Origin of the sequence: Roseovarius salinarum, from assembly GCF_002834145.1 — a bacterium.
GTDB classification, from domain to species: Bacteria; Pseudomonadota; Alphaproteobacteria; order Rhodobacterales; family Rhodobacteraceae; genus Roseovarius; species Roseovarius salinarum.
On sequence record NZ_PHNT01000011.1, the window covers coordinates 48,754 to 74,710 of the forward strand.

Below are 25,957 nucleotides of genomic sequence, written 5' to 3' on the forward strand. Positions count from 1 at the left end.
GCAGGCAGCGATGGGGCAAGGCGATGCGCGAGGCGGTCAAGGGTGTTGCGGCGATGGTGCTGGCCTGTACCATCTGGGGCCTCTCGCCCCTGTTCTACAAGCTGCTCACCCACATCCCGCCCATCGAGATCCTTGCGCACCGCACGCTGTGGTCGCTGGCCTTCTTCGCCGGCGTTCTGGCGGTGCAGGGGCGGCTGGCATGGCTGGCCCGGGCCGTGGGCACCCTGCGGTCGGCGCGGGTGATCGGCTTTGCCGCGCTCATGATCTCGACGAACTGGTTCGTCTTCATCACCTCGATCCAGATCGGGAAGGCGCTCGAGGCCTCGATGGGCTACTACACGTTCCCGCTGGTGGCGGTGCTGCTCGGCGCGGTGGTGTTCCGCGAACGGCTGGGGCGCGCGCAGCGCTGGGCGGTGGCGCTGGCCGCCGCGGCCGTGATCACGCTCACGGCTGGTCTGGGCGTGGCGCCGTGGATCGCGCTGGTCCTGGCCACCACCTTCGGGCTTTACGGCGTGGCCAAGAAACACCTGGAGGTCGGGCCGGTCGTGTCGGTCACGGGCGAGGTGCTGCTGCTTTCGCCGATCGCGCTGGCAGTGCTGGCGGTCGCGCACGCCGATGGCGGCGGGGCCTTCGGCGCGGCATGGGGCGACAGCCTGCTGCTGGCGGCCTCGGGCGTGATCACGGCGACGCCGCTGATCCTGTTCAGCTACGCCACCCGCCGGGTCACGCTGGCCTCGGTGGGTTTGATCCAGTACCTCAACCCCACGCTTCAGTTCCTGGTGGCCACGCTGGTGTTCCGCGAGCTTTTCACGCCGTGGCACGCGCTGGCCTTCGGCATGATCTGGACGGCCCTGGCGATCTACACGGTCGCCGCGCTGCGTCAGGACAGGGCGGCGCGCAGGGCCGCCGCCAGCGCCTCGGGCGTGTCGATGACCTCGAGATAGCCGAGAAGCGAGGTATCCGCGAAACCCTGTTCGATCACGTGGTCCAGGACCGCCGTCAAGGGCGCCCAGTAGTCCCGAGTGTTGAGCAGGAAGATCGGCTTGGTATGCAGCCCCAGCTGGCGCCAGGTCAGCACCTCGAAGAACTCGTCGAGCGAACCGGCCCCGCCCGGAAGAACCACGATGGCGTCCGAGTTCATGAACATGACCTTCTTGCGCTCGTGCATGTTCTCGGTGACCACGAAACTCGTCAGGTCGGCGTTGCGGCGTTCGGCGTGCATCAGGTGCATGGGGATCACGCCGAAGGTTTCGCCGCCGGCCGTCTGCGCGGCGCGCGCGGTGGCGCCCATCAGCCCGATATCGCCCGCCCCGTAGACCAGCCGCCAGCCGTTCTCGGCCAGAAGGCGGCCCAGTCGGGTGGCCTCCGCCTCGTAGGCGGGATCGCCCCCCGAGCGTGAGCCGCAAAAGACACAGATCGACCGCTGTGGCACTGGTTCACCCCTGTATCGCGGTGTGTTGTTTTGACCCCTGATAGCCTTGTTGATATTGTCCGGCAACCGCGGGGTCGCGCGCCCCGCCGACGAGGAGAAACCATGAGCAAACTGACAGGGTTGGCAAGCGGTCCGGTCCTCGGCGCGGCCGGGGTGGCGGCCGCTGCCGGCGTGGTCGGCACGGCCCTGTATTTCTCCGGGGCGTTCACGCCGGAAACCCCGACGCCGGACGCGGCCGCGATCAGCCAGCCCGAGGCCCCAGAGGCCGAGGCCCCCGAGGCCGGAACACCACCCCCCGCCCCGGAACCGCAGGCGCCCGCGCCCGAGGAAGCGCCGAGCCCGGCGCCACCGTCCTTCGACGTCGTGCGCCTCGAACCCGACGGCGAGTTGCTGGTCGCGGGCACCACGCAGGCCGACTGGACCACCAAGCTCGTGATGGATGGCGAGGACCTGGGCCGCGTCACGCCGGACAACAGCGGGAAGTTCGTGAAGTTCGTGGACGTGGAGACCAGCGGCGAGCCGCGTGTCCTGTCGCTGGTGATGCGCGAACCGGAGACCGGCGAGGAGATCGTTTCGAAGTCGGAGGTCATCCTCGCGCCCACGCCGCAGGAGCCCGAGACGCCGGAGCCCGAGGTCGCCGAGGCGGAGCCACCGTCGGACCCGCAGGTCTCGGTTTCCGAGCCCGAAGGCGGCGAGGCGGCTCTGCCCGGGGCCGCGCCCGATGTCGCGGCCGTGGAGCCGCAGCCCGACACGCCCGAGGTTTCCGGCACGCCGGACGCGGCGCCCGAGGCGACGGCGCCCCCGGCCGCCGAGACCGGCACGGCCGCCCCCGCGCCCGAGGCCGACCCGAAGGTCGCCGTCGCGCAACCCGAGGGCGGGACCGAGGAAGCCGTTGCACCGGCGCCCGACGTTGCTGTCGTCGACCCGGCCCCGGAAACGGACGGGACCGCGCCGGACGCCGGCGAGGAGCCCGCGCCCGGCGGGGCCGCCGACCCCGAAACCGATGCCGCCCCGCAGCCCGACGCCCAACAGGAGGTCGTGCGCGCCGCCGCGCCCGAGACGGATGGCGGGCCGGTCGACGTGACAGGGGCGACACCGCCGCCCACGCCGTCCGCGGAAACGCCCGCTGCTCCGGCCGCCACGACCGCGGTTCTGCTCAGTGACGAGGAAGGCGTGCGCGTCGTCCAGCCCCCCGAGCCGCGGGAAAGCTCGCCCGAGGTGATGTCGGCCGTCGCGCTCGACGCGATCAGTTATTCCGAAACCGGTGAAGTGGAGTTGTCCGGGCGTGGCGGCAGCGGTCGCTACGTGCGGGTCTACCTCGACAACCGGCCCATCAAGACATCGCGCATTGCCGCCAGCGGCCAGTGGCGCACCGGGCTGCCGCAGGTCGATACCGGTGTCTATACCCTGCGCATCGACGAGGTCGACGAGAGGGGCGAGGTGGTTTCGCGTGTCGAGACGCCGTTCAAGCGCGAGGATCCGGAGAACATCGAATTCCTGCGCGATGCGCAGGGCAAGATCGAGGCCGTGACCGTCCAGCCCGGAAACACGCTGTGGGCGATTTCGCGCGAGGCCTACGGCGAGCCCACGGCCTACATGCGGCTTTACCGGGCCAACCGCGACCTGATCCGCGATCCCGACCTGATCTATCCCGGGCAGGTGTTTTCCGTCCCCGAAGACTGACGCGCCGCCCGGCGCTATGGCCTTTGCCGGCGCGCGGCGCTATCTCGTGGGCTGTTGTTTCCGCTTGGGGAGCGCGCGATGCGCCGCAGACACCTGACCACCACCGAGGCGCCGCAGAACGGCTGGCAGGTGATCGCGCGCGTTGCCCCCTATCTCTGGCCCGCCGACAAGCCCTGGGTGAAGCGCCGTGTCGTCCTGGCGCTGCTGGCGCTTTTCCTGGCCAAGCTGGTGGCGGTGGGCACGCCCTATCTTTACAAGGCCGCGGTCGACGCGCTGGGGGGCGAGGGCGACGCCGCGGGCTGGATGCTGGCCATCGGCGCCATCGGGCTGACGGTGGGCTACGGCATGGCGCGGCTGATGAACACGGGCTTCCAGCAATTGCGGGACGTCATTTTCGCGCGCGTGGCCCAGCGGGCGCTGCGCCAGCTCGCGCTGGAGACGTTCCGCCACATCCACCGGCTGTCGCTGCGCTATCACATCACCCGGCGCACGGGCGGGCTGAGCCGGATCATCGAGCGCGGGGTCAAGGGCGTCGAGTTCCTGTTGCGGTTCCTGCTGTTTTCCATCGGGCCGCTGGTGCTGGAGCTTCTGATGATCGGCATCGTCCTGTGGACGCTGTTCGATTTCTGGTATCTCGCTGTCGTGGTGGGCGTGATCGCGGCCTATGTCGCCTTCACCTTCAAGGTCACCGAATGGCGCGTGAAGTTGCGCAAGCAGATGAACGACCAGGACACCGACGCCAACCAGAAGGCGATCGACAGCCTGCTGAACTTCGAGACGGTCAAGTATTTCGGCGCCGAGGGCCGCGAGGCCGCGCGCTACGACGCGGCGATGGCCGGGTACGAGGAGGCCGCGCTGCGCACCAGCTATTCGCTGGCCTTTCTCAACTTCGGGCAGGCGTTCCTGATCACCGGCGGCCTGGTGGCGGTGATGGTGATGGCCGCCGTGGGCGTGCAGGACGGCACGCTCACGGTGGGTGATTTCGTGATGGTCAATTCCTACATGATCCAGATCACCATGCCGCTGAATTTCCTCGGCACCGTCTACCGCGAGATCCGGCAGAGCCTCGTGGACATGGCCGAGATGTTCGACCTGCTCGAACAGCCCCCCGATGTGACCGACAAGCCCGACGCGCGACCGCTGGAGGTTTCGGGCGGCGCGGTGCGTTTCGACGAGGTCGTGTTCGGCTACGACCCCGACCGGCCGATCCTGAAGGGCGTGACGCTCGACGTGCCGGCCGGGCAGACGGTGGCCGTCGTCGGGCCGTCGGGGTCGGGCAAGTCCACGATCGGCCGGCTGCTGTTCCGGTTCTACGACGTGGCAAGCGGCGCGGTCACGATCGACGGCCAGGACGTGCGCGACGTGACGCAGGACAGCCTTCACGCCGCCATCGGCGTGGTTCCGCAGGACACGGTGCTGTTCAACGACACGATCCGCTACAACATCGCCTACGGCCGCGATGATGCCACCCCGGCCGAGATCGAGGCCGCGGCGCGCGCGGCCCAGATCCACGACTTCATCGAGCGCCTGCCGCAGGGGTATGACACGACGGTGGGCGAACGGGGCCTGAAATTGTCGGGCGGCGAGAAACAGCGCGTCGGCATCGCGCGCACGCTGCTCAAGGACCCGCCGATCCTGCTGCTGGACGAGGCCACGAGCGCGCTTGACACCGAGACCGAGCAGGACATCCAGGGGGCGCTTGCGCGGGCCGGACAGGGGCGCACCGTCATGACCATCGCGCACCGGTTGTCCACGGTCGCCGATGCCGATCGCATCGTCGTGCTGGAAGACGGCCGGATCGTCGAACAGGGCACCCACGCCGAGCTTCTGGCGCGCAACGGGCGCTATGCCGGGCTGTGGCGGCGCCAGCAGGCAGAGTCCGAGGCCGCCTGATGGGGAGAGGAACACGCTTTTTGCCCGACCCGTGCCATGATTCCGGCAGGTTGGTCCTTTAGGGCGAACGGCATGGACACGACGCCCCGATACCCTCTGCCGCCGCGCGCCCTGTGGATCGGTGTGGTTCTCGTGCTGGAACTCGTGGCCGTCGTGCTGGCGTTTCAGGTTCTCACTTCGGTCGAATGCCGCGCGACGGGGCTCGAAAGCGCCTGTCGCGCGCTCCGCGGTGTCGTGGTGCGTGCCTTTTGCCTTGCCCTGATCCTCGGCGTCTACCTGTGGGCCCGAAGGGACGCGCGGCAGGGATTTGCCGACATGACCACGCGCGGGGGCGGGGCTGTGTGGGCGGCGGTGCACCTGGGCGGGCTCGCGCTGATCTTTCTGCCGCTCGGCATCGTCCCGGCCGACCGGATGAACGCGGCATTCGGGGGCATCTTCCCTGCCCTGGTGATGGGCGCCGTTCTGGCAGGGGCGGGCGGGCTGTTCTGGCTGGCGAGGCCCGTCGCCTGGGCCCGCTGGCTGCGCGGGCGGTGGGCCGTGCTGCTGGCGCTGGCGGCAATTGCCATGCTGCTGCCCGAGGCGGTCGGCCTGCTGGGGCCCCTGTGGTACTGGGACGCGCTGACGCGGGCGACCTTCCTCGCCGTCGCCCTTCTGCTGGCGCTGGTGTCGGGGCGGCCGCATGTCCAGCCCGATGTGCAGATCATCGGGGTCGATGGCTTCCGCGTCGCGGTGGCCGATTCCTGTTCGGGGATCGAGGGATTCGTGCTGATCACCGCGTTTCTCGCGCTGTACGCGTGGCTGTTCCGCGACACGCTGCGCGCCGGGCGGTTCTGGCTTGCGGTGTTGCCGGTGGCGCTGGCGCTGAGCTGGACGCTCAACGTGCTGCGCATCGCCGTGTTGATCCTGATCGGCGCGCATGTGTCACCGGAGCTGGCGGTGAACGGCTTTCACAGTTTTGCGGGCTGGCTGTTTTTCGCCGCGCTGTCCATCGGCGTGCTCGTCGCGGTGAGCCGCAGTCGCTGGCTTCACGCCGGTGCGGCGTCGGGGCCGCGGGGGGCGGGCCCGCGGTTGGGCGACGATGACATGGCCGCGCGGATCCTGCCATTTATCGTTTTCATGCTCTCCGGGGTGGTCGCGCAGGCATTCTGGCGCGCGCCCGAACTGGCCTACCCGCTCCAGGCGGCCGCGATGGTCGCGGCGCTGTGGTACGTGCGCCGTCCCCTGGCGCAATACCTGCAACCTCCGGGCGGGATCGCCGTGCCCGCCGGGCTTGCGGTGGGCGCGGCATGGGTTGTGCTGGCGCCCGCGCCGGACGCGCCGTCGGCCGCCCTGGCGCAGCTGCCGGCCGCGGCCCTTGTCGCGTGGGCCGCCGTGCGCATCCTGGGCACCGTGGCCCTGGTGCCGCTGATCGAGGAACTGTTCTTTCGCGGCTATGTTCAGGCGCGGATCGACACGGGCGGTTGGCCGCGCCGCGTTGCGGCGGTGGGGGTTTCCGCCGGGCTGTTCGCCCTGCTGCACGGCCGCTGGCTGGAAGCCGGCCTTGCCGGCACCGTCTTCTCTCTGCTCTACATCAAGCATGGGCGACTGGCCGATGCCATTGCCGCCCATGCAATCGCCAATGCCGTTATTGCCGGTTTCGCCGCGTGGCGCGGCGACTGGTCACTCGTCTGAGCGCAGGATCATCCCCGCTGGCGGCGGCGTTTGAGTTCCCACGCGAGCGCGACGGCCGCAAGCACCGCCGCGACGGCAAGCAGACCGCTCGACGCGTCGATCTCGGGCACCGCGTGCGTGGCGCCGCCGGTCTGACCCCCACCGAAGAAATAGTCGAAAATCCATCCCATGGAACCGGTTCCCTGTTGGTCTATGGCATGCCATACAATCGCCACAAACCCACGGACTGACAAGTTTTTTCTCTTTGCTGGCAGTGAAATGGGGACAGTGCGCTGGAGCCCCGCTTTCTGTTTCCGGGGCGGCTACAATGTCCCTGTTTCCGGGCTTGCGGATTGGTTGTTCATGCCTGCCTTGCCCACGGGAACCGCCGGCCGAGTCGTCGCCGGGGTGCCGGCGGCAGCGTCGTCGCAGGCGGCAGTCACTCGGCCGCGCGCAGCGGCTTGTGCGGCCCCCCGGGGGCACTGTCGCGCGTCTCCAACACCTTCTGGAAGTCGGTGAAGGCCAGTTCGCCGCCGGTTTCCTCGTCCTGGTCCTGCGCGGCCGTGCGCATGTCCGGCCAGATGACCTCCGGCGCGCGCAGGCGACTTGCCGCCCGGTTGAGCGCCCAGTCCCGCGCGGCCCGGCTGGTGCGGCCCGTCGACAGCCTGGCCGCCAGCCGCGCGGCCCAGACCACGTAGGTGCCCGCCCAGACGCGCAGCGCCAGCATCGACGGCGTGAACACGAGCGTGAGCAGCGTCGCGATCCCCAGGCCGAACACCACCGCCGTGGCCAGCTGTTTCCACCACAGCGCGGTGGGCGAGTTGAAGGAATAGCCACCCTCGACGAAGTTCAGGCTCAGTCCGAACATCATGGGCGCGAGACCGGCCATCGTGGTTATCGTGGTCAGAAGCACGGGGCGGATGCGCGCTTCGGCCGTGCGCGTGATCGCCTCGACCTGCGGCATGTAGCGGCTGTAGTCCTGGTAGGTGTCGATCAGCACGATGTTGTTGTTCACCACGATCCCCGCCAGCGCGACGATCCCGGTGCCCGTCATGATGATCGAGAACGGCTGGTTCATCACCAGCATGCCGATCAGGACGCCGGTCGTCGACAACACCACCGCCAGCAGCACCAGCGCGGCGTTGTAGAGGCTGTTGAACTGCGCCAGCAGGATGATGAACATCAGCCCCAGCGCCCCGGCAAAGGCCTTCTGCAGGAAGGCCTGGCTTTCGGCCTGGTCCTCCTGGTCGCCGGTCCATTCGTAATCCACTGCCGCGGGCAGCGCGCCGGACTCCAGCCACTCGGTCAGTTCGCCGATCCGTTCGTTGGCGGTGATCGGCACCTCCTGCTCGGCGCCGTCCGCGGTGGTGACTGTCTTGGTCAGCCCCGGCTCCACACCCGCCTTCACGTCGAAATAGCGGGTCTGGTCCACGCGGTCGATCTGGGCGAGCTTCTGCACCGGTTCGCGGGTTATGAAGTTCGCAAGCGGCACCAGACCGTCGGCGGTGCGCACCTTCAGCGTGTCGAGGGTGGACAGCACGCGGTCGTCCTCGGGCAGGCGCACGCGGATGTCGATCTCCTCGTCCGAACTGTCGACGCGCATGGTGTCCAGCAGGATGCCGCGGGTGACGAGCTGCACCATCGCGCCCACGGTCGCCACGTCGGCGCCGTAGCGGCCGGCCTTTTCCACGTCCACGTCGATCTTCCAGTCGATGCCGGGCAGGGGCAGGGTGTCCTCGACCTGGTCGAGGCCGCGCGTCTGGTCGAACTTCTCGCGCGCAAGCCGCGTGGCCGTCTTGAGCGCGCCCCAGTCGTCGCTTTTCAGGCGCAGGTGCACCGGCTTGGCCGACGCCGGGCCGCGCGCCTGTTCGCGGATCTCGATCTTGATTCCGGGCACCTGCGAGAGCCGTGCGCGCAGCTCGGAAATGACCCGGTCGCCATCGAAGGCCGGGTCGCGGACCTGGCGTTCGATCAGGCCGAAGGCCCAGGGCTCGGTGGTGGTGGGCCGCTCTTCCCACGGGATGGTTTCCAGCTGCACCTGTCCGATGGTGTCCAGCGGTGGCTGCGCCCCGCCGGTGTTGTTGTTCAGACCGCCGTCGCCCGCAAAGGCAAAGGCCGTTTCCACGCCCGGATGGTCGAGCACGATACGCTCGACTTCGGAAACGAGCTCATCCTTCTGGCCGATGGACAGGTTTCCTCGGGCGCGGACGTAGACAATGGCCTGCTCGGGCTCGGTCTCGACGAAGAATTCGGTGCCGTTGTTGTTGTTGACGTAGAACGTCAGCACCGAACCGACGAAAACGAAGATCGCGCAGAAGGTCACAAGCGGCATCACCGGGTTGGCGGCGATCAGGTGGATCACCTGTCCGAAGCCGCTGCGGCGGTATCCCGCCTGAACGCGGGCGCGCCGATGGGGCAGAAGCCACGCGCGGATCCAGCCCAGAAGGTTGCGCACCCGCCGGACCAGCGCCATCAGACCCAGCAGCGTGGCCACCACGCCGGCGATCGCCGCCGCCGCAAGAACGACGATCCCGAGGACGAGCGCGAACACCTTGGCCAGCGTGGGCGCGACCGAACCGATGATGCGGCTGGTGTCCATCGCCGAGAACTGCGCGTTCACCTGTTCCAGAAGCTGCGGCGCGGCCCAACCGGCCGCCGCCACGGCGCCGCCGGCGATCGGGAACAGCACGAGGTGCCACAACCAGAAGCCGCCGGCGATCCGGGTGATGCGGGTGTTGAACCACCGCTCCAGGCGCCCCGTCACACCCCCCATAACCGGCAGGTAGACCAGCGCCACCAGCAGCGAGGCCGAGAGCACGAAGATCAGCGTCACCGGCAGCATCCCCATGAACTCGCCCGGTACGCCGGGCCAGAACAGCATCGGCAGGAAGGCACAGAGCGTCGTCGCGGTGGAGCTGGCCACCGGCCAGAACATCCGCTTGGCGGCGGCGACATAGGCGTGCATCGGGCCCTCGCCGTCGGAGATCCGCTTGTCGGCGTATTCGACCACCACGATGGCGCCGTCCACCAGCATCCCCACCGCGAGGATCAGCCCGAACATCACGATGTTGGAAACCGCCACCCCCATCAGCGCCAGCAGCGCGAAGCACAGCAGGAACGACGTTGGGATCGCGAAACCCACCAGCAGCGACGGGCGGATGCCCAGTGCCGCCAGCGTGACGATCATCACCAGCGCGACGGCGGTCAGCACCGAGCTTTCCAGCTGGCCGACCATCGAGGCCACGGTGCGCGACTGGTCGTTCGACGTGCCCACGAGAACGGCGGTGCGCAGTTCCCGCGGCCAGCTCGCCTCCGCCTTGTCGATGGTTTCGCGGACAAGATCGGCGGTGTCGATGATGTTGAAGCCCTTGCGCTTGACCACCTGCAGGGCGACCGTGTTCTCGCCGTTGAACCGGGCGGTGCCCTTGCGGTCCTCGAAGGTCAGGTTGATGCGCGCCAGGTCGCCCAGCGTGACCACGCGGTCGCCGTTGGTCTTGACCGGCAGGTCGTAGATGTCGCGGGCCTCGTCGAAGCTCGACGGGATCTTGACGGAAAACGCGCCCTCTTCGGTTTCCACCTCGCCGGCGGCGATCAGCTGGTTGTTGTTGCGCACCACGTTGATGAGCTCGGCCGCCGTGACGTTGTAGGATTCCAGGCGCAGGGGGTCGATGACCACCTCGACCATCTCGTCGCGGTTGCCCGCGATCCCGGCTTCCAGCACCGGTTCCAGCCCCTCCAGCCGGTCCTGAAGATCCTTGGCCAGCCGCGCCATGGTGCGTTCGGGCACGTCGCCGGACATGTTCACGACGATGATCGGGAACTCGCTGAAATTGATCTCGTTGAGCGAGTATTTCTCGGCGCCGTCGGGAAACTCGGCCTCGGCGGCGTCCATCGCGTCGCGCACGTCGGCCATGATCTTGCTCTTGTCCCAGCCGAACTCGAACTCCATCGCGACGCCGGCGTAGTTCTCGGCGGCGGTGCCCGTCATCTCCTTGAGGCCGTCGAGGTCCGACAGCTCGGTCTCCATCGGCTTGACCAGCAGCTTCTCGCTGTCCTCCGCCGAGATCCCCGGGAACTGGACCGAGACGAAAAGCGCCGGGATCTCGATGTCGGGTTCGCCCTCCTTGGGCAGGCCGACGTAGGCAAGGCTGCCGGCCAGAACCGACAGCACGATCAGCGCCAGGATCATCCTGGCCCGGTTCGCGGCCCAGTCGACGATGCCGGTCATTGGCCGACCTCCCGGAAGGTCGCGGCGACGCGCACGCCATCGGTGACGTATTCCTGCCCGATCACGATCACGTCCGCGCGCTCGGGCAGCCCGGACACCCAGACGCCGGTCGGCGCGTCGCGCAGCAGCGTCACCGGCGCGAACCGGGCGTCATCGTTTTCGGTGACAAGACGCACGCCCAGCGTACCCGCGTCATTGAGCGTCAGCGCCGACTGCGGAAGCAGGTGCGCCGCCTTGCCGTCGGCACTGACGCGGATCTCGGCAGTTTGCCCGTCACGCAACGCGAGATCGGGGTTGGGCACCTCGACCTCGACGCGGAAGGTGCGCGTCGTCGGGTCGGCGGCCCGCGACAGGAAGGTGACCTCGCCCTCGACCTGCCGGCCCGAGGCCAGCTGGGCCGTCGCGGGTGCACCCAGAACGATCCGGTCGACTGCCGTTTCCGGCACGAAGCCCACCAGCGTGATCGGGTCGAGCTGGATGACGGTGGCGCACAGGCTGCCGGGTTGCAGAAGGCTGCCCACCTCGGCGGTGTCCGATTCCAGCAGCCCGGCGAAGGGTGCCGTGATGGTCAGCCGCTCGATCTCCTTTTCCGCCGCGGCCACGGCGGCACGCGCGCTTTGCACGGCGGCCTTTGCCGCCTCCTTGTTGGCCGCCACCGTCTCGAGGTTCGACCGCGCCGATTCCAGCCCGGCCTCGGCACTGACGACGCCGGCCTCGGCACCCCGGACCGACGCCTGCGTGCCGGCCACCCGGGTGCGCGAGGCGAAGCCTTCCTCGCTCAGCTTGGTGGCAGCGTTGGCGTTGATCTTCGCCTCCTCGAGCCGCGCTTTCGCTTCCTCGACCCGGGCCTTGGCTTCCCTCACCCGCGCCCGGGCCTCGGGCAGCTTGGCCTCGGCCTCGGGCACGCGGGCCTTGGCCTCGGCCAGCCGCGCGCGGGCCTCGTCCAGCTGGGCCCGCCGGGTGCCGGCATCGATCTTGCACAGCACGTCGCCCTCTTCCACGAAGGCGCCCTTGCGTTGGGGGTCCGAGACGACCTTGCCGGAGGTCTCCGCGCGCACCTCCACCTGGCGATCCGCCTCGGTGTCGCCACGCAGGACGACCGCGCTGTCGAACTGCCGCGCCGTCGAGTGCACGGCGACCACGCCCACGGGGCCGCTGTCCTCGGCGGGCGTTTCGTCCGCCGCGGTGGCCGCGCCCTGCCGGGCGGTTTCGGTGCCGCCCGTGGCGTCTGCCAGCATTTCGGTGAGCCGGTCGCGTTCGAACACGAAGATATAGATCAGCCCGCTCACGACGATGGCGGCAAGAATCGGAAACAGTCTCATCGGTCAACCTGGCGCGTCTTGGACTTGCGAGCGATAAATGGGCGTGTGAATCGCGGTTGCAATGCCCTATGTACTCTGAACTGACCAGTTTAGATTAATCTTTCCCGAAAACGGCAGCAAGATGCGCCAATCGTGCAACACCGGTTGCCCTTGGCACGGCTCGGGCTTCGCGGTAAGAGGGGGCGGATTCACGGATCGGGGGCAGGGCGTGAGCGACCGCGACAGTTTCATCGACGAAGTCACCGAGGAGGTGCGCCGCGACCGGCTTTTCGCGCTGATGCGGCGCTATGGCTGGATCGCCATCCTGGCCGTGCTGCTGCTTGTGGGCGGTGCCGCCTGGAACGAATGGCGCAAGGCGCAGGACCGCGCCGAGGCCCAGGCCCTGGGCGACAGCATCCTCGCCGCGCTCGAGGCCGACAGCCGCACCGCCCGTGCCGAGGCGCTTGCCGCGGTCGAGGCCCCGAACCCCGGCGCCGGTGCCGTGGTCGACCTGCTGGCGGCGGCCGAACGCCAGGCCGAGGATCCGGCAGCGGCCGCGCAACGGTTGCTGGCGCTGGCCGACAACAACGCGGTCGAGCCGGTCTACCGCCAGGTCGCCACCCTCAAGGCCTTGGCACTGCCCGAAAGCGGGCTGACCGACCAGGAACGGCGCAGCCGCCTCGACGGGCTGGCGCTGGCCGACGGGATCGTGGGCCTGCTTGCCGAGGAGAGGATCGCCCTGTTGCAGGCGCAAGCGGGCGAAACCGGCGCGGCGCTCGAGCGGCTCCGGCAAGTCGCCGCCGACGCGGGCGCCAGCACGGGCTTGCGCCGCCGTGCGGCGCAGGCGATTGTGGCGCTCGGCGGGGAGCCGCCGAAGATCGCGGAGCGACAGTGACCCTGCCCGCGCCCGCGGCACGCAGATGAAGCGAGGATGAGTGCATTGACACGGATCGGATTGGCCTTGGGACTGGCAGGCGCCGTCGCCGTCGCCGCCTGTTCCAAGCAGGAACAGGTGCTGACCGGCGAGCGCGAGGATATCCGCTCGGTCCTGAGCGAGGATCAGGCCGCCGCCGACGATCCGTCGCGGGACGCCGAGAAACCCGTTTCGCTGCCGGGCGCGACCGCGAACGCCGAATGGCGCCAGCGGCCGGGCACCGAGGCCACGCGCACCGACCATCCCGCTCTGGCCGCCGGCTTCGGTCCGGCCTGGTCGGTGTCGATCGGCGCGGGTGACGAGCGCCGCGCCCGGGTGACGGCCGACCCCGTGGTCGCGGGCGGGCGCATCTTCACGCTGGATTCGCAGGCCCAGGTGGCGGCGGTGTCCACCTCGGGCAAGATGCAGTGGACCCGCAGCCTGGTCCCGGCGACCGACAATCCCGGTGATGCCACCGGCGGCGGGCTGGCCTTCGGCGAGGGCAAGCTCTTCGTCTCCACGGGGTTTGGCGAGCTCACCGCGCTCGATCCGGCCACGGGCAAGGAGATCTGGCAACAGGACCTGCAGGCCACCGGCAACGGCAACCCCACTGTCTATGACGGGCTGGTCTACCTCGTGGCGGGCGACGAGATCGCCTGGGCCCTCGACGCCGACACCGGGCGCATCAAGTGGCAGCTTTCGGCGACGCCCGACATCAACAACGTCATGGGTGGGCCGGCGCCGGCGCTGTCGTCGAAATATGCCGTTTTCGCCTTCGGGTCCGGCGAGGTGCAGGGCGCCTTCCGCAAGGGTGGCCTGCGTCTGTGGGACACGCAGATCGCGGGCCAGCGTCTGGGCCGCGCGCGCAGCCGCATCGCCGACATCACCGGCGACCCGGTGATCGATGGCGGCCGCATCTACGTCGGCAGCCACTCGGGCCGCACGGTCGCGCTCAAGCTGGCCGATGGCGAGCGGCTGTGGACCGCCACCGACGGGCCGCTCAGCCCGGTCTGGCCGGCGGGCCGGTCGCTCTACATGATCACCGACCGCAACGAACTGGTCCGGCTGAACGCGTCGGACGGCCGGCGCGTGTGGGGCACCCGGCTGCCGTTCTTCGTCAAGGACAAGCCGCGCCGCCAGAACGAGGTCTTCGCGCACTATGGTCCCGTCATGGCGGGCGGGCAGCTGATCGTTGCCTCCAACGACGGGCTGATCCGCGTCTTCGATCCGGTCTCGGGCAAGTTGGCCCGCACGGTCGAGATCCCGGGCGGCGCCACCACCAACCCAGTCGTGGCCGGGCGCACGCTCTACCTGGTGTCGGCCAAGGGGCAATTGCACGCTTTCCGCTGACGCGGAATTGCTGTAACGGGGCGGATCAATCCGAACCGGAGCCTGTGCGATGAGCTTCACGCTTGCCATCGTGGGCCGCCCCAACGTGGGCAAGTCCACCCTGTTCAACCGCCTCGTGGGCAAGCGCCTGGCGCTGGTGGACGACCAGCCCGGCGTCACCAGGGACCTGCGCGAGGGCGAAGGGCACCTCGGCGATCTGTCGTTCACCGTGATCGACACCGCCGGCCTGGAGCAGGCGACCGACGACTCGCTCGAGGGCCGGATGCGGCGGCTGACCGAGCGCGCGGTCGACATGGCCGACGTCTGCCTGTTCCTGGTGGACGCGCGCACCGGCATCACCCCCACAGACGAGGTCTTCGCCGAGATCCTGCGCAAGCGTGCCGAGCACGTGATCCTCGTGGCCAACAAGGCCGAGGGCGCGGCGGCCGAGGCCGGGGCCCTGGAGGCCTGGGGGCTGGGGCTGGACGCGCCGGTGGAGCTGTCGGCGGAACACGGCGAGGGGCTTGCCGATCTTTATGCCCGGCTGGTCCCGCTGGCCGAGGCGCATGCCGCCACCGACGCGGCCGTGCAGGCCGCGCCGGACACGGATGTCGCCGTCGAGGTCGACGACGCGGAGGCGGCGGATGCCGCGCAGGACAGTCATCGCCCCACACCCGACCGCCCGCTGCAGGTGGCCGTGATCGGGCGGCCCAACGCCGGCAAGTCGACGCTGATCAACACGATCCTGGGCGAGGACCGGCTTCTGACCGGCCCCGAGGCCGGCATCACGCGCGACTCGATCTCCTTGAGGCTGGACTGGGGCGCGTTGCCCGTGCGGTTGTTCGACACCGCCGGCCTGCGCAAGAAGGCGCGCGTCGAGGGCAAGCTCGAGAAACTCTCGGTGGGCGACGCGCTGCGCGCCGTCAAGTTCGCCGAGGTGGTCGTCGTCCTGCTCGATGCCGCGGTGCCCTTCGAGCAGCAGGACCTGCGCATCGCCGACCTGGCCGAGCGCGAGGGGCGGGCCGTCGTCATCGCGGTCAACAAGTGGGATCTCGAATCCGACCGGCAGGGCAAGCTGCGCGCGCTGCGCGAAAGCTTCGAGCGGCTGCTGCCGCAGTTGCGTGGTGCGCCGCTGGTCACGGTGTCAGCAAAGACTGGCCGCGGCCTCGACCGGCTGCGCGAGGCCATCGAGCAGGCACATGCCGTCTGGAACCGCCGGGTGCCCACCGCGCAACTCAACCGCTGGCTGGCCGGCATGGTGGAGGCGCATCCGCCGCCCGCGCCGGGGGGCAGACGGATCAAGCTGCGCTACATCACCCAGACCAAGACGCGGCCGCCGGGGTTCGTCGTGATGTGCTCAAACCCCGCAAAGCTGCCCGAGGCGTACCGGCGGTACCTGATCGGCGGATTGCGCACCGATTTCGACATGCCGGGCACGCCGATCCGCCTGACGGTGCGCGGCCAGTCCGACAAGAACCCCTACAAGGGCCGAAAGAAAACGACGCCGTCGAAGTTGCGCAAGCATCTGGGCAAGGGAACGGCCGGGTAGCCACCCGCGGCGGGGGAAAATTTGTGCGCCGGCCGCTCAGGCCCGTTGGCGATCCTGCCGCACCAGCCCGGCGACAAGCACCGCGATGCCCACGGCGGCCAAGCCGGCCACGGGCAGGTTCAGCGGTGCCGCGTTTTCCGCGAGGATACCCACCAGCGCCCAGGCCAGCCCGACGGTGTAAAGCGGCGTGCCCGGGCGCAGGGCCTGAACCGCAACGCCGATGGCCAGCGCGAGCGCGATCATCGCCAGCGCGGCCGTGCGCTGCCCGATCACGCCGTGCCCGGCCAGAACCATCCCCAGCGCCACGCAGGCGGCGGCGGTCAGCCAGCCGGAATAGAGGCCAATGGGGGCCTGCAGCCACCAGCCGTCGCGCCGCCCGGCCCGCATCAGCGCCGCCAGCGCCGTGGCCAGCATCGCCCAGATCAGCACGGTCGCCCAGACGGGCGTGATCTGGGCCACCGGGATCCATGCGGCACCCATCACGAGGCTGGCGAACAGCGGCCAGCGCGCCGTGTCCCAAGCCGGATCGACGTCGCGGTACAGCAGGCCGAACCCCGTTCCCGCGATCATCCAGAGGTAGATCAATCCCCAGATCGCGAAGGCCCAGCCGGCCGGTTGCACCGGCGCGTCCACCTGCGGCACCGGGAACTGGTCGGGCCGGAACCCGGCAAATCCGTCTGTGACAAGCGGCGAGGCCGCGAAGGCCGCTGCGGCGGTGAGCGTGAGAATGGCTTTCATGCGTTCCATGGGTGTTAGATGGGGACGGGCGCGCGCAGGTCAAACCCTGCTCGACCTGCGAGGGGCGCGCGACTCTTGCGTCGCGCCTGCGGCTCTTGCAATTTTCGCGCGTGCCTTCACATTCCTGACGTATGCCGGGCGGTATGGCTCGGCCGTCGGAACCGGCGAAGACGGGGGTGGATGTCATGACGATCAGGGAGTTCACCAAGGCGTACACAGGCAAGAGCGACCTGCGCGGTGCGCTCAGCCTTTTCGGCACGCTTGCTGTCTACCTCGCCGCGCTGACGCTGGGGGTCTGGGCCGTGCAGGCGACGGGTCAGCCTCTGGCGGCGGTTCCGGCGGTGGTCGTGCTCGCCTTCGCCTCCGTCCGGCTCTACGTGTTGCAACACGACTGCGGGCACGCCTCGCTGTTCGCGACCCGGCGATGGAACGACTGGGCGGGCTACCTGCTGTCGGTCTTCTCGCTCACGCCGTTCCGGGTGATGCAGTACAACCACAACCTGCACCATGCCTACCTCGGCAATCTCGACCACCGCGAGACGACCGAGGTCTACACCATGACGCTGCGCGAATGGCAGGCGGCCCCGTGGCACAGGCGGCTGTGGTATCGGCTTTACCGCAACCCTCTGGTGATGCTTTCGCTTGGCGGTGTCTACACGTATTTCATCGCCTACCGCTGGCCGCGCAACACCGGGCGCGTGGGCGCCGCCGGCGTGATCGCGCACAACCTGATGCTGGCGGGCTACGTCGCGGTGGTCTACCTGGCCGCGGGCTGGACTGGCCTGGGCGTGCTGGGGTCGAGCGCCGTCCTGGCCGGCGTGATCGGTGTCTTCCTCGTCTACCTGCAACACAACTTCGAGGACACCTACTGGGACCGCAAGCCCGACCTTGATTTCCGCCGCGCGGCGCTTGAGGGGTCGTCGTCGCTGGATCTCGGCTGGTGGTGGGATCTGGGCACCGGCAACATCGCCTACCACGACCTGCACCACTTCAACCCGTCGATCCCTTCCTACAACCTCCGCCGCTGCCAGAAGGCGTTGCCGCCCGACCTGCAGTCGCACGACGTGATCCGCTGGCCCGAGGCGCTGGCAAGCTTCCGGCTCAAGCTCTGGGACGAGGACACCGGCAAGCTGGTTCCGTTTCCCCGCGCGGGCGCCAGCCAGGGCGCCGTGCCCGCGGAATAGGTGGACCGCCCCGGGAACCGGCCGTGACCGCGGGGCGTCAACTGCGCACGCGGGCGTCTCGGCCCTCGGCCCAGAGGTCGTCGTAGACCCGTGCGATGCCCGCGGCCTCGGCCTCGGCGCTGAACGTGGATTCCGCCACGGCGCGTGCGGCGCGGGACACGGCGGCGAGCCGGGCCTTGTCCCCCAGCAGCGCATCAACCGCGCCGGCCGTCGCTTCGGCGTCGTCGGGCGCCACGATGGTGCCGGCCGCTCCGTCCTGCGTGAAGCGGCGGTAATAGCCCGCGTCGGTGCCCACGAAGGGCACGCCGCTGGCCATCCCCTCGAGCGGGGTCATGCCATAACCTTCGTAGCGTGGCAGCTGCACCACTGCCGAAAGCGCACGCATCAGCGCGGGCAGCGCCTGCGGCGCCACCTCGCCGGGAAACAGGATTCGGTCCGACAGCCCCGCGGCGGCGATCCGCGCCTGCAGGTCGGCCAGGAATGCCCGGTCCGGTCGGGCTGCACGCCCGATCACCAGGGCGGTCAGCCCCGGGTGGTCGGGCAGCAGCCGCAGCATCGCGTCGACGAAGCGGTCGGTGCCCTTCTCGGGGCGTATGCGCCCGATGGTGGCCACGCCGGCGCGCCCCGGAAACCCGGTGGCGGCCCAGGCAGCCGCGCGGTCGGGGGCGGGGGTGAAGTTTTCGGTGTCCACCCCGTGCGGGACGACCGCCCGGACGTGGGGCACGAACGCCGCTGCCCGCTCGGTGGTGGCGATCACCGCGTCCATCCGCGCGATCAGCCAGCGGGGCAGGGTCGAGTGATACCGCTGCGCGGCCGAGGTGAAGACCACCCGCACCGGCAGGCGCAGCACGTCGCGTGCCCAGAGCGCCGCGCGCATCTCGGGATTGCGGCGAACGTGCCAGATGGTGAAGGCCCGCCCGGGGGCCGGGGTGCGGGAGTCACGGATGGCCTGCGCGCGGCTCACGGGCGCGGGGCAGCCCGGCAAGGGGTGACCGGCCAGGCGCAGGTCGAAGTGGGCGGCCTGCCGGCGGATCACACTCGCGGCGGTGGCCGAGACCCCGGTGAAGTTGCGGTTGAAGTTCGTGACGATCAGTTCGGGCATGCCTGCCTCGTCCGCTGCCCTCCCGGGGCGTCGACGAGACCCAGCGCATGGGCCAGGGTTCGGCCCAGTTCGTCGAGCATGTCGTCCTGCCGCCGTGCGAAGGCGTGGGCGTTCTCGCGCAGGGCGGCGGCCTGGGCGGGCGCGGCGATCAGCCGGTGCAGAACCGCGCCCAGTTCGCCGGCATCGGCCACCTCGACGCCCGCGTCGGCGGCGTGCAGGTCGGCGTAGGCCTGCGCGAAATTGGCGTGAAGCGGGCCGTGCAGCACGGCCGAACCCGCCTGCGCGGGCTCGTAGGGGTTGTGACCGCCGACATCCGTCAGCGACCCGCCGAGGAACGTGAGCGGCGCCAGCGCGTACCAGAGCCCGGTTTCCCCCAGCGTGTCGGCAAGATAGACCTGCGTGTCCGCCCCCGGCAGGCCGCCCGTGCTGCGCCGGGCGACGGTCAGCCCCGCATGCGCGATCATCTCGGCCACCGTGCCGCCGCGTTCGGGATGGCGCGGCACGAGGATCAGCAGCGCGCTTCGGTGATCGGCCAGCAGGCGGCGGTGCGCGCCCAGCGCGACCTCTTCCTCGCCCGGGTGCGTGGAGCTTGCCACCCAGACCGGCCGATCGCCGAGCATGCCGGCCAGACGGGCATGCGCGTCGGCGTCGAACGGCAGGGGGCCGGCCGCCGCCTTGAGGCTCTGCCCCGCCCGTGCGCCCGCGATCCCCAGCGCCTGAAGGTTGGTGGCCGTGCGCGCGTCCTGGCAGTGGATCATCGCGAACTGCCCGAGCAGGAACCGCGCGGTCCGCGGCACCCGCCGCCACCGGCGCAGCGACCGGTCGGACAGGCGCGCGTTGACAAGCGCCAGCGGCACGCCCCGGTCACGCGCCGCCGCGATCATCTGCGGCCAGAGTTCGCTTTCCACGAAAACGCCCGCGTCCGGCCGCCAGTGATCGAAGAAGCGGCGCAGCGCGGCCCGCGAGTCGAGCGGGGCGAACTGGTGGCTGCAGCGCGGCGGCAACCGTTTCGCGATCACCTGCGCCGAGGTCGCCGTGCCCGAGGTCATCAGGAACGACAGCTCCGGGCAGTCGCGGCCCATGTGCTCGATCAGCCGCAGTACCGACAGGCTTTCTCCCACGCTGGCGGCGTGAAACCACACCAGCGGGCCGTCGGGGCGCGGTGCCGTGGCGTGGCCCAGACGTTCGCGGATGCGCGCGGGCTCGGTGCCGTGGGCGGCCAGCCTGGGCCGGACGTGCCGGGCAAAGGCCAGTGGCGCGATCAGGTTCGCCCCGGCGGCGTAGAGACGCACCGGAAGGGGCCGTCGCGGCGGCGCGGCCATCAGCCGCCCGTGTGGCTCATGTGCCGCGATACGCGGCCGTCCACCGTCTGGCGGGAATAGTCGAAGTCGTGGCCCTTGGGCTTGCGCGCGATCGCGGCGCGAATCGCATCCTCGAGCGGTTCGTCATTGCCCGGGTTGTTGCGCAGCGGGGCGCGCAGGTCGGCCATGTCCTCCTGGCCCAAGCACATGTAAAGCTCGCCCGTGCAGGTCAGCCGGACGCGGTTGCAGCTTTCGCAGAAATTGTGGCTGAGCGGCGTGATGAAGCCGATCTTCTGGCCCGTCTCCTCGGCCCGCACGTAACGCGCCGGCCCGCCCGTCCGCTCGGCCAGGTCGGTCAGCGTGAAACGTTCGGCCAGCTGCGCCCGCAGATCGGTGAGTTTCCAGTACTGGTCGATCCGGTCCTCGTTGCCGATGTCGCCCATCGGCATCACTTCGATGAAGGTCAGGTCCATGTCGCGCTCGGCGCACCAGTCGACCAGCGGGAACAGTTCGTCCTCGTTGAACCCCTTGAGGGCGACCGTGTTGATCTTCACCCGCAGCCCGGCCTTCTGCGCCGCGTCGATGCCGCGCATGACCTGCGGCAGGCGACCCCAGCGGGTGACATCGGCGAATTTCTTCTCGTCCAGCGTGTCGAGCGAGATGTTCACGCGCCGCACGCCGGCATCGTGAAGCGGCTGCGCGAAGCGTTCGAGCTGGCTGCCGTTGGTTGTCAGCGTCAATTCGCGCAGCGCGCCCGACTCCAGGTGACGCGTCATGGCGTCGAAGAACGTCATGATGCCCTTGCGCACCAGCGGCTCCCCCCCGGTGATGCGCAGCTTTTCCACGCCCATGCGCACGAAGGTCGTGCACATCCGGTCGAGCTCCTCGAGCGTCAGGAGTTCCTTCTTGGGCAGAAAGGTCATGTTCTCGGACATGCAGTAGACGCAGCGGAAATCGCAGCGGTCCGTGACGGAGACACGCAGGTAGGAAATCGCGCGCTGGAACGGGTCGATCAACGGTTCGGTCATGTCACGAAACTATGCTCGCGTGCGGGCACGGGCAAGGTGTTCTTTGACGATTGAAGCCGCCGGGCGCGGCGCGTAGTCTGTCGGCATGACACGACTTGTGACGGTAATGACGGCGCTCGCCCTTGTCGCGGGCTGCGCGCGGATCGCCGACATCGTGCCCGGATTGTCGCGTCCCGGGGCGGACAGGGGCGCGTCGGCCGGCATCGAAGAGGACACCGGCACGCGCCCACGCGCGCGGCCCGACGGCATGTCACGCAGCGCCGCCGCGCTGGACACCGCCAGCCCGGAATCGCGCAACGCTGCCGCGCAGGATGCGGCGGCGCCCGCGCAGCGGCTGGGCAGTACCGTCGCCACGCTCGGCGCGCCGGGCGAGGAGGGGTTCTGGATCAAGACCCCGCTGGCCGATGCACCGGGGCGGGGCCGGGTCTATTACCCGGGCTCGGACAAGTCCGTCGGCGTCGACCTTATCCCGCTCGACGCGGCACCGGGGGCTGGCAGCCGGTTGTCGCTGTCCGCGATGCGAATGCTCGACGCGCCGCTGAGCGGGCTTCCCGAGGTCGATGTTTTCCGGCTGACCGAGTAGGTCGCGTTCACTCAACCGTGACGGATTTGGCCAGGTTTCGGGGCTGGTCCACGTCGGTGCCCTTGGCCACGGCGGTGTGGTAGGCCAGAAGCTGCGCGGGCAGCGCATACAGGATGGGCGTGAGGGCCGGATCCACCTGTGGCAGGATCACCTGCCGCCAGACGCCGTCGTCCTGCTGCTGCGCGCCCTCGGCGTCGGTGATCAGCAACACCCGGCCGCCACGCGCCATGACCTCCTGCATGTTGGACACGGTCTTGCCGAACAGCGCGTCGCAGGGCGCCATGACGATGACCGGCATGGTCTTGTCGATCAGCGCGATGGGCCCGTGCTTGAGTTCGCCTGATGCATAAGCTTCGGCATGTATATAGCTGATTTCCTTCATTTTCAACGCCCCCTCAAGCGCGAGAGGATACATCAGCCCGCGCCCCAGGTAGAGCGCGTTCCCGGCCTCAGCCAGCGCCCGGGCGGCTTCGCGGAACTCCGAATCCCTGGCCAGCACGCGATTGAGTATGGCCGGCAATCCGCGTAGGGCCGACAAGCGGTCCGCCAGCGCCTCGGCGTCCAGCTTCCCGCGGTCGCGGCCCGCGCGCAGCGCCATCAGCAGCAGCACCGTGAGCTGGCAGGTGAACGCCTTGGTCGACGCCACGCCGATCTCGGCCCCCGCCAGGATCGGCAGGGCCACGTCGCTTTCGCGCGCGATCGAGCTTTCGGGAACATTGACCACCGACAGCAGGCTGTCCGCGCGCCCCGAGGCGTAGCGCAGGGCGGCCAGCGTGTCGGCCGTTTCGCCCGATTGGCTGACGAACAGTGCCGCCGTGCGATCCGGGATCGGCGGATGCCGGTACCGGAACTCGGAGGCGATGTCGACGTCCACCGGCAGGCCGGCAAGCTGCTCGAACCAGTATTTCGCGGTCAGGCAGGCGTAATAGGCCGTGCCACAGGCCACGAGGACCATGCGGTCAATGCCGGCGAAGTCCACGCCAGTGCCGGGCAGAACGACGTCGCGGCCGTCCTCCGTCAGGTAATGGCGCAGCGCGTCGCTGATGACGGTGGGTTGCTCGGCGATTTCCTTGGCCATGAAGTGGCGGTGCCCGCCCTTGTCGATCTGCGCCGGGTCGATCTCGATGCGGCGCATCTCGCGGTTGGCGATGTTGCCGTTTTCATCAACGATTTCAACGCTGTCACGGGCGATGATCGCGCAATCGCCCTCTTCGAGGTAGGTGATGCGCTCGGTCAGCGGCGCCAGCGCGATGGCATCGGAGCCCACGAACATCTCGCCGTCGCCGTGCCCGACGGCCAGCGGGCTGCCCTTGCGCGCGGCGATGAGCAGGTCGGGTTCGCCGTCGAACAGGAACAGCAGGGCGTAGGCCCCTTCGAGCCGGGCGATGGTGCGCATCGCGGCCTCGCGCGGGGGATGGCCCGCCTCGAGGTAATGCTGCGCCAGCAGCGCGACCGTCTCGGTGTCGGTGTCGGTGCTGTGGCCGGTGCCCAGCTCGGTCAGTTCCGCGCGCAGCTCGCGGTAGTTCTCGATGATGCCGTTGTGGACCACGGCCACGGGGCCGGCCCGGTGCGGGTGGGTGTTGGCCAGGTTGGGCGCACCGTGGGTGGCCCAGCGGGTGTGCCCGATGCCCGCCTTGCCCGCCAGCGGTTCACGCACCAGAAGGTCCGAGAGGTTGACCAGCTTGCCGACGGCGCGGCGCCGCTCCAGGTGGCCGTCGTTCACGGTGGCCAGCCCGGCGCTGTCATACCCGCGGTATTCCAGCCGCTTGAGCGCCTCGACAAGGATCGGCGAGGCTTCGTGCCGGCCCAGGATCCCTACAATTCCGCACATCAGTCTGCCCCTTCGGCGGCTTTTTTCTTCCGCGCCTTTAGAATTTCCAACAATTTGCGGGCCATGCCGGGTTTGTTGACCTGCCGGGCGCGCGCCAGCGCCAGCGCGCCGGCCTCCACGTCCTCGGTGATGACCGAGCCCGAGCCGGTCATGGCGTCGTCACCCAGGGTGACGGGGGCCACCAGCATGGTGCTGGAGCCGATGAAGGCATTGCGCCCAACCTGCGTGCGGTGCTTGGAGACACCGTCGTAGTTGCAGGTGATCGTGCCCGCCCCCACGTTGGTTCCCGCGCCAAGCTGCGCGTCGCCGATGTAACTGAGGTGATTGACCTTCGCCGCTTCGCCCAACCCGGCGTTCTTGACCTCGACGAAGTTGCCGACGCGCGCGCCGGCGGCCAGTTCGGTGCCCGGCCGCAGCCGGGCATAGGGGCCGACCACCGCGCCACGGGCGAGGTGCGTGCCCTCGAGGTGCGAAAAGGCGCGGATGCGCGCGCCGCCCGCCACGGTCACGCCGGGGCCGAAGACGACGTTGGGTTCGATCACCGTGTCGGGGCCGATCACGGTATCGAAGGCGAAGTGCACGGTCTCTGGCGCGGTCAGGGTCACGCCGTCGTCCATCATCTGCGCGCGGGCGCGCGCCTGAAAAGCGGCCTCGGCGGCGGCGAGGTCCGTGCGGGAATTCACGCCCAGCGTCTCGGCCGCGTCGCAGGTCACCGCGGTCGCCGTCAGCCCACGCGCGCGGGCCAGCCCGACGATGTCGGTGAGGTAGTATTCGCCGGCGGCGTTGTCGTTGCCCACCGCCTCGATCAGTTCGAACATCAGTGCTGCCGGCGCGGCCACCACGCCGCTGTTGCACAGCGCGATGGCGCGTTCGTCCGGCCCTGCGTCCTTGAACTCCACGATCCGGTCGAGGCGGTCGCCCTCCATCACGAGCCGGCCGTAGCGGCCGGGGTCGGCGGGCTCGAACCCGAGAACGACGATGTCGTGTTCGGCGCGCGCGCGTTCCATGCGCGCCAGTGTTTCGGGGCGGATGAAGGGCGTGTCGCCGTAGAGCACCAGCGCATCGCCCTCGTGCCCCTCAAGGGCGGGCGCCGCCTGCGCCACGGCGTGGGCGGTGCCAAGCTGCTCGGCCTGCACGACGACGCGCGCGTTGCGGTCGACGGCCCGGGCGGCGTGGCTCACCGCCTCGGCGCCGTGGCCGGCCACGACGACCGTGCGCGCCGGCGCGATCTGGCGGCCGGCCATCAACGCATGCGCCAGAAGGGGGGCGCCGGCGACCTCGTGCAGAACCTTCGGGCGGTCCGATTTCATCCGCGTGCCTTTGCCGGCGGCGAGGACGATCAGCGCAGTGGCCATGACGTTTCCCTTTGTAATCTCGCGCCGCCCGTTCTATCGCGTTCGGGGCGCCGTGCAAGGCGGGTGCGGTTCAAAGAAGATTGCGGCATGTGTCAGCGGTGCGCGGGACTTCGCCGGCGCGGCGGCGCGGCCGGGGGAAGGATCGGGAAGTTTTTCGATGCGGACTGTTGTCTTCGATCTCGACGGGACGCTGGCGGACACCAGCGGCGACCTGATCGCGGCGGCCAACGCCTGTTTCCGGGCGATGGGCGAGGGCGATGTGCTGGACGTGGGCCGCGATGCGTGCACCGCCTTTCGCGGGGGGCGAGCGATGTTGAGCGCCGGGCTGGCGCGTTTGGGGCGGCCCGAGGCCGAGGCGGCTGCGGCCGTCGAGGCGTGGTATCCGCGGCTGCTGCGTTTCTACGAAGCCGAGATCGACGTGCACACGCGGTTCTATCCCGGCGCGCTCGATGCCGTCGGGGCCCTGCGTGCGGCCGGCTACAGGGTGGGGATCTGCACCAACAAGCCCGAGGCGCTCGCCGCCCTGCTGCTGGAGCGACTGGGCGCCCGCGCGGCGTTTGCCGCGCTGGTGGGCGCAGACACCCTCCCGGTGCGCAAGCCCGACCCGGCACCGCTGCGCGAAACCGTCCGCCGGCTGGGTGGCGCGATGGACCGGGCCGTGCTGGTGGGCGACACGGTGACAGACGTCGACACCGCGCGCGCGGCCGGGGCGCCATCGATCCTGGTCACCTTCGGGCCGAACGGGCGCGAGGTCGCCACCCTGGGCGCACAGGCGCTGATCGGTCATTTCGATGAGCTTCCCGGCGTGATCCGGCAGCTTATCGGCTGACCGCGCGCCGGGCGGCCATTGACCTGAC

General features: G+C 69.8%; 20 protein-coding genes. 10 read left to right on the forward strand and 10 right to left on the reverse strand.

Annotated elements, in window-relative coordinates; translation table 11 throughout:
- Positions 1 to 23 precede the first annotated feature (23 nt).
- A complete protein-coding gene (gene rarD, locus CEF10_RS11110) occupies positions 24 to 944 on the forward strand; it encodes an EamA family transporter RarD (RefSeq protein WP_101068248.1) in 921 nt (306 codons plus the stop codon).
- Here rarD and CEF10_RS11115 read toward each other — a convergent pair.
- Complete coding sequence (locus CEF10_RS11115; RefSeq protein ID WP_101068249.1) at positions 881 to 1,432, reverse strand: LOG family protein; 552 nt, start codon at positions 1,430 to 1,432, stop codon at positions 881 to 883. The genes rarD and CEF10_RS11115 overlap by 64 nt on opposite strands.
- A gap of 102 nt (positions 1,433 to 1,534) precedes the next feature.
- Between CEF10_RS11115 and CEF10_RS16900 the strand changes: the two genes are divergently transcribed.
- From CEF10_RS16900 to xrtE, 3 genes are all read left to right on the forward strand, one after another.
- Entirely contained in the window at positions 1,535 to 3,115 is a 1,581-nt protein-coding gene (locus CEF10_RS16900; protein WP_232796477.1) for a LysM peptidoglycan-binding domain-containing protein, read from the forward strand.
- Between the two features lie 78 nt (positions 3,116 to 3,193).
- The gene (locus tag CEF10_RS11125) at positions 3,194 to 5,008 is read left to right on the forward strand and encodes an ABCB family ABC transporter ATP-binding protein/permease (RefSeq protein ID WP_101068250.1); all 1,815 of its coding nucleotides are present in this window, start codon (positions 3,194 to 3,196) and stop codon (positions 5,006 to 5,008) included.
- A 72-nt stretch (positions 5,009 to 5,080) separates the two neighbouring features.
- The gene (gene xrtE / locus CEF10_RS11130; protein ID WP_101068251.1) at positions 5,081 to 6,679 is read left to right on the forward strand and encodes an exosortase E/protease, VPEID-CTERM system; all 1,599 of its coding nucleotides are present in this window, start codon (positions 5,081 to 5,083) and stop codon (positions 6,677 to 6,679) included.
- A gap of 8 nt (positions 6,680 to 6,687) precedes the next feature.
- Here xrtE and CEF10_RS11135 read toward each other — a convergent pair whose 3' ends face one another.
- The 3 genes from CEF10_RS11135 to CEF10_RS11145 all read right to left on the reverse strand — a co-directional run bounded on the left by CEF10_RS11135 (position 6,688) and on the right by CEF10_RS11145 (position 12,208).
- On the reverse strand, positions 6,688 to 6,849 hold the full coding sequence (locus CEF10_RS11135; RefSeq protein ID WP_101068252.1) for a VPEID-CTERM sorting domain-containing protein: 162 nt from the start codon (positions 6,847 to 6,849) through the stop codon (positions 6,688 to 6,690).
- 248 nt (positions 6,850 to 7,097) lie between these two features.
- Positions 7,098 to 10,886 carry an efflux RND transporter permease subunit gene (locus CEF10_RS11140; protein WP_101068253.1) on the reverse strand — a complete coding sequence of 1,263 codons (3,789 nt, stop codon included), beginning with the start codon at positions 10,884 to 10,886 and terminating at the stop codon, positions 7,098 to 7,100.
- On the reverse strand, positions 10,883 to 12,208 hold the full coding sequence (locus tag CEF10_RS11145) for an efflux RND transporter periplasmic adaptor subunit (RefSeq protein ID WP_101068254.1): 1,326 nt from the start codon (positions 12,206 to 12,208) through the stop codon (positions 10,883 to 10,885). The genes CEF10_RS11140 and CEF10_RS11145 overlap by 4 nt, the downstream gene beginning before the upstream one ends.
- Before the next feature lie 208 nt (positions 12,209 to 12,416).
- On the opposite strand from CEF10_RS11145, the gene CEF10_RS11150 reads away from it, so the two are divergent.
- From CEF10_RS11150 to der, 3 genes are read left to right on the forward strand one after another with little or no spacing between them, the layout of a single operon-like run.
- On the forward strand, positions 12,417 to 13,082 hold the full coding sequence (locus tag CEF10_RS11150; protein WP_101068255.1) for a tetratricopeptide repeat protein: 666 nt from the start codon (positions 12,417 to 12,419) through the stop codon (positions 13,080 to 13,082).
- Between the two features lie 36 nt (positions 13,083 to 13,118).
- Positions 13,119 to 14,450, forward strand: a complete 1,332-nt coding sequence (locus tag CEF10_RS11155; protein WP_101068256.1) for a PQQ-binding-like beta-propeller repeat protein — start codon at positions 13,119 to 13,121, stop codon at positions 14,448 to 14,450.
- Between the two features lie 49 nt (positions 14,451 to 14,499).
- Entirely contained in the window at positions 14,500 to 15,978 is a 1,479-nt protein-coding gene (gene der, locus CEF10_RS11160; protein ID WP_101068257.1) for a ribosome biogenesis GTPase Der, read from the forward strand.
- Between the two features lie 36 nt (positions 15,979 to 16,014).
- On the opposite strand, the gene CEF10_RS11165 is transcribed toward der, so the two are convergent.
- Positions 16,015 to 16,725, reverse strand: coding sequence for a hypothetical protein (locus CEF10_RS11165; RefSeq protein ID WP_101068258.1), 711 nt, complete (start codon positions 16,723 to 16,725; stop codon positions 16,015 to 16,017).
- 176 nt (positions 16,726 to 16,901) lie between these two features.
- On the opposite strand from CEF10_RS11165, the gene CEF10_RS11170 reads away from it, so the two are divergent.
- A complete protein-coding gene (locus tag CEF10_RS11170; RefSeq protein ID WP_101068316.1) occupies positions 16,902 to 17,900 on the forward strand; it encodes a fatty acid desaturase in 999 nt (332 codons plus the stop codon).
- 37 nt (positions 17,901 to 17,937) lie between these two features.
- Here CEF10_RS11170 and CEF10_RS11175 read toward each other — a convergent pair whose 3' ends face one another.
- The 3 genes from CEF10_RS11175 to moaA are packed head-to-tail and all read right to left on the reverse strand — an operon-like array spanning position 17,938 to position 21,331.
- Positions 17,938 to 19,002 carry a glycosyltransferase family 4 protein gene (locus tag CEF10_RS11175; RefSeq protein WP_101068259.1) on the reverse strand — a complete coding sequence of 355 codons (1,065 nt, stop codon included), beginning with the start codon at positions 19,000 to 19,002 and terminating at the stop codon, positions 17,938 to 17,940.
- A complete protein-coding gene (locus CEF10_RS11180; protein ID WP_232796478.1) occupies positions 18,990 to 20,294 on the reverse strand; it encodes a 3-deoxy-D-manno-octulosonic acid transferase in 1,305 nt (434 codons plus the stop codon). Before CEF10_RS11180 ends, CEF10_RS11175 begins: the two co-directional genes overlap by 13 nt.
- Positions 20,295 to 20,323: 29 nt before the next feature.
- A complete protein-coding gene (gene moaA / locus CEF10_RS11185) occupies positions 20,324 to 21,331 on the reverse strand; it encodes a GTP 3',8-cyclase MoaA (RefSeq protein ID WP_101068261.1) in 1,008 nt (335 codons plus the stop codon).
- 85 nt (positions 21,332 to 21,416) lie between these two features.
- Between moaA and CEF10_RS11190 the strand changes: the two genes are divergently transcribed.
- Positions 21,417 to 21,914, forward strand: a complete 498-nt coding sequence (locus CEF10_RS11190; RefSeq protein WP_157933012.1) for a hypothetical protein — start codon at positions 21,417 to 21,419, stop codon at positions 21,912 to 21,914.
- Between the two features lie 7 nt (positions 21,915 to 21,921).
- Here the strand turns inward: CEF10_RS11190 and glmS are convergent, their stop codons facing one another.
- Complete coding sequence (glmS, locus tag CEF10_RS11195; protein WP_101068263.1) at positions 21,922 to 23,745, reverse strand: glutamine--fructose-6-phosphate transaminase (isomerizing); 1,824 nt, start codon at positions 23,743 to 23,745, stop codon at positions 21,922 to 21,924.
- The gene (gene glmU, locus CEF10_RS11200; RefSeq protein WP_101068264.1) at positions 23,745 to 25,100 is read right to left on the reverse strand and encodes a bifunctional UDP-N-acetylglucosamine diphosphorylase/glucosamine-1-phosphate N-acetyltransferase GlmU; all 1,356 of its coding nucleotides are present in this window, start codon (positions 25,098 to 25,100) and stop codon (positions 23,745 to 23,747) included. Before glmU ends, glmS begins: the two co-directional genes overlap by 1 nt.
- Before the next feature lie 157 nt (positions 25,101 to 25,257).
- On the opposite strand from glmU, the gene CEF10_RS11205 reads away from it, so the two are divergent.
- Positions 25,258 to 25,929: an HAD-IA family hydrolase gene (locus CEF10_RS11205; RefSeq protein WP_101068265.1), complete on the forward strand. Its 672-nt coding sequence runs from the start codon at positions 25,258 to 25,260 to the stop codon at positions 25,927 to 25,929.
- The last annotated feature ends 28 nt before the right edge of the window (positions 25,930 to 25,957 follow it).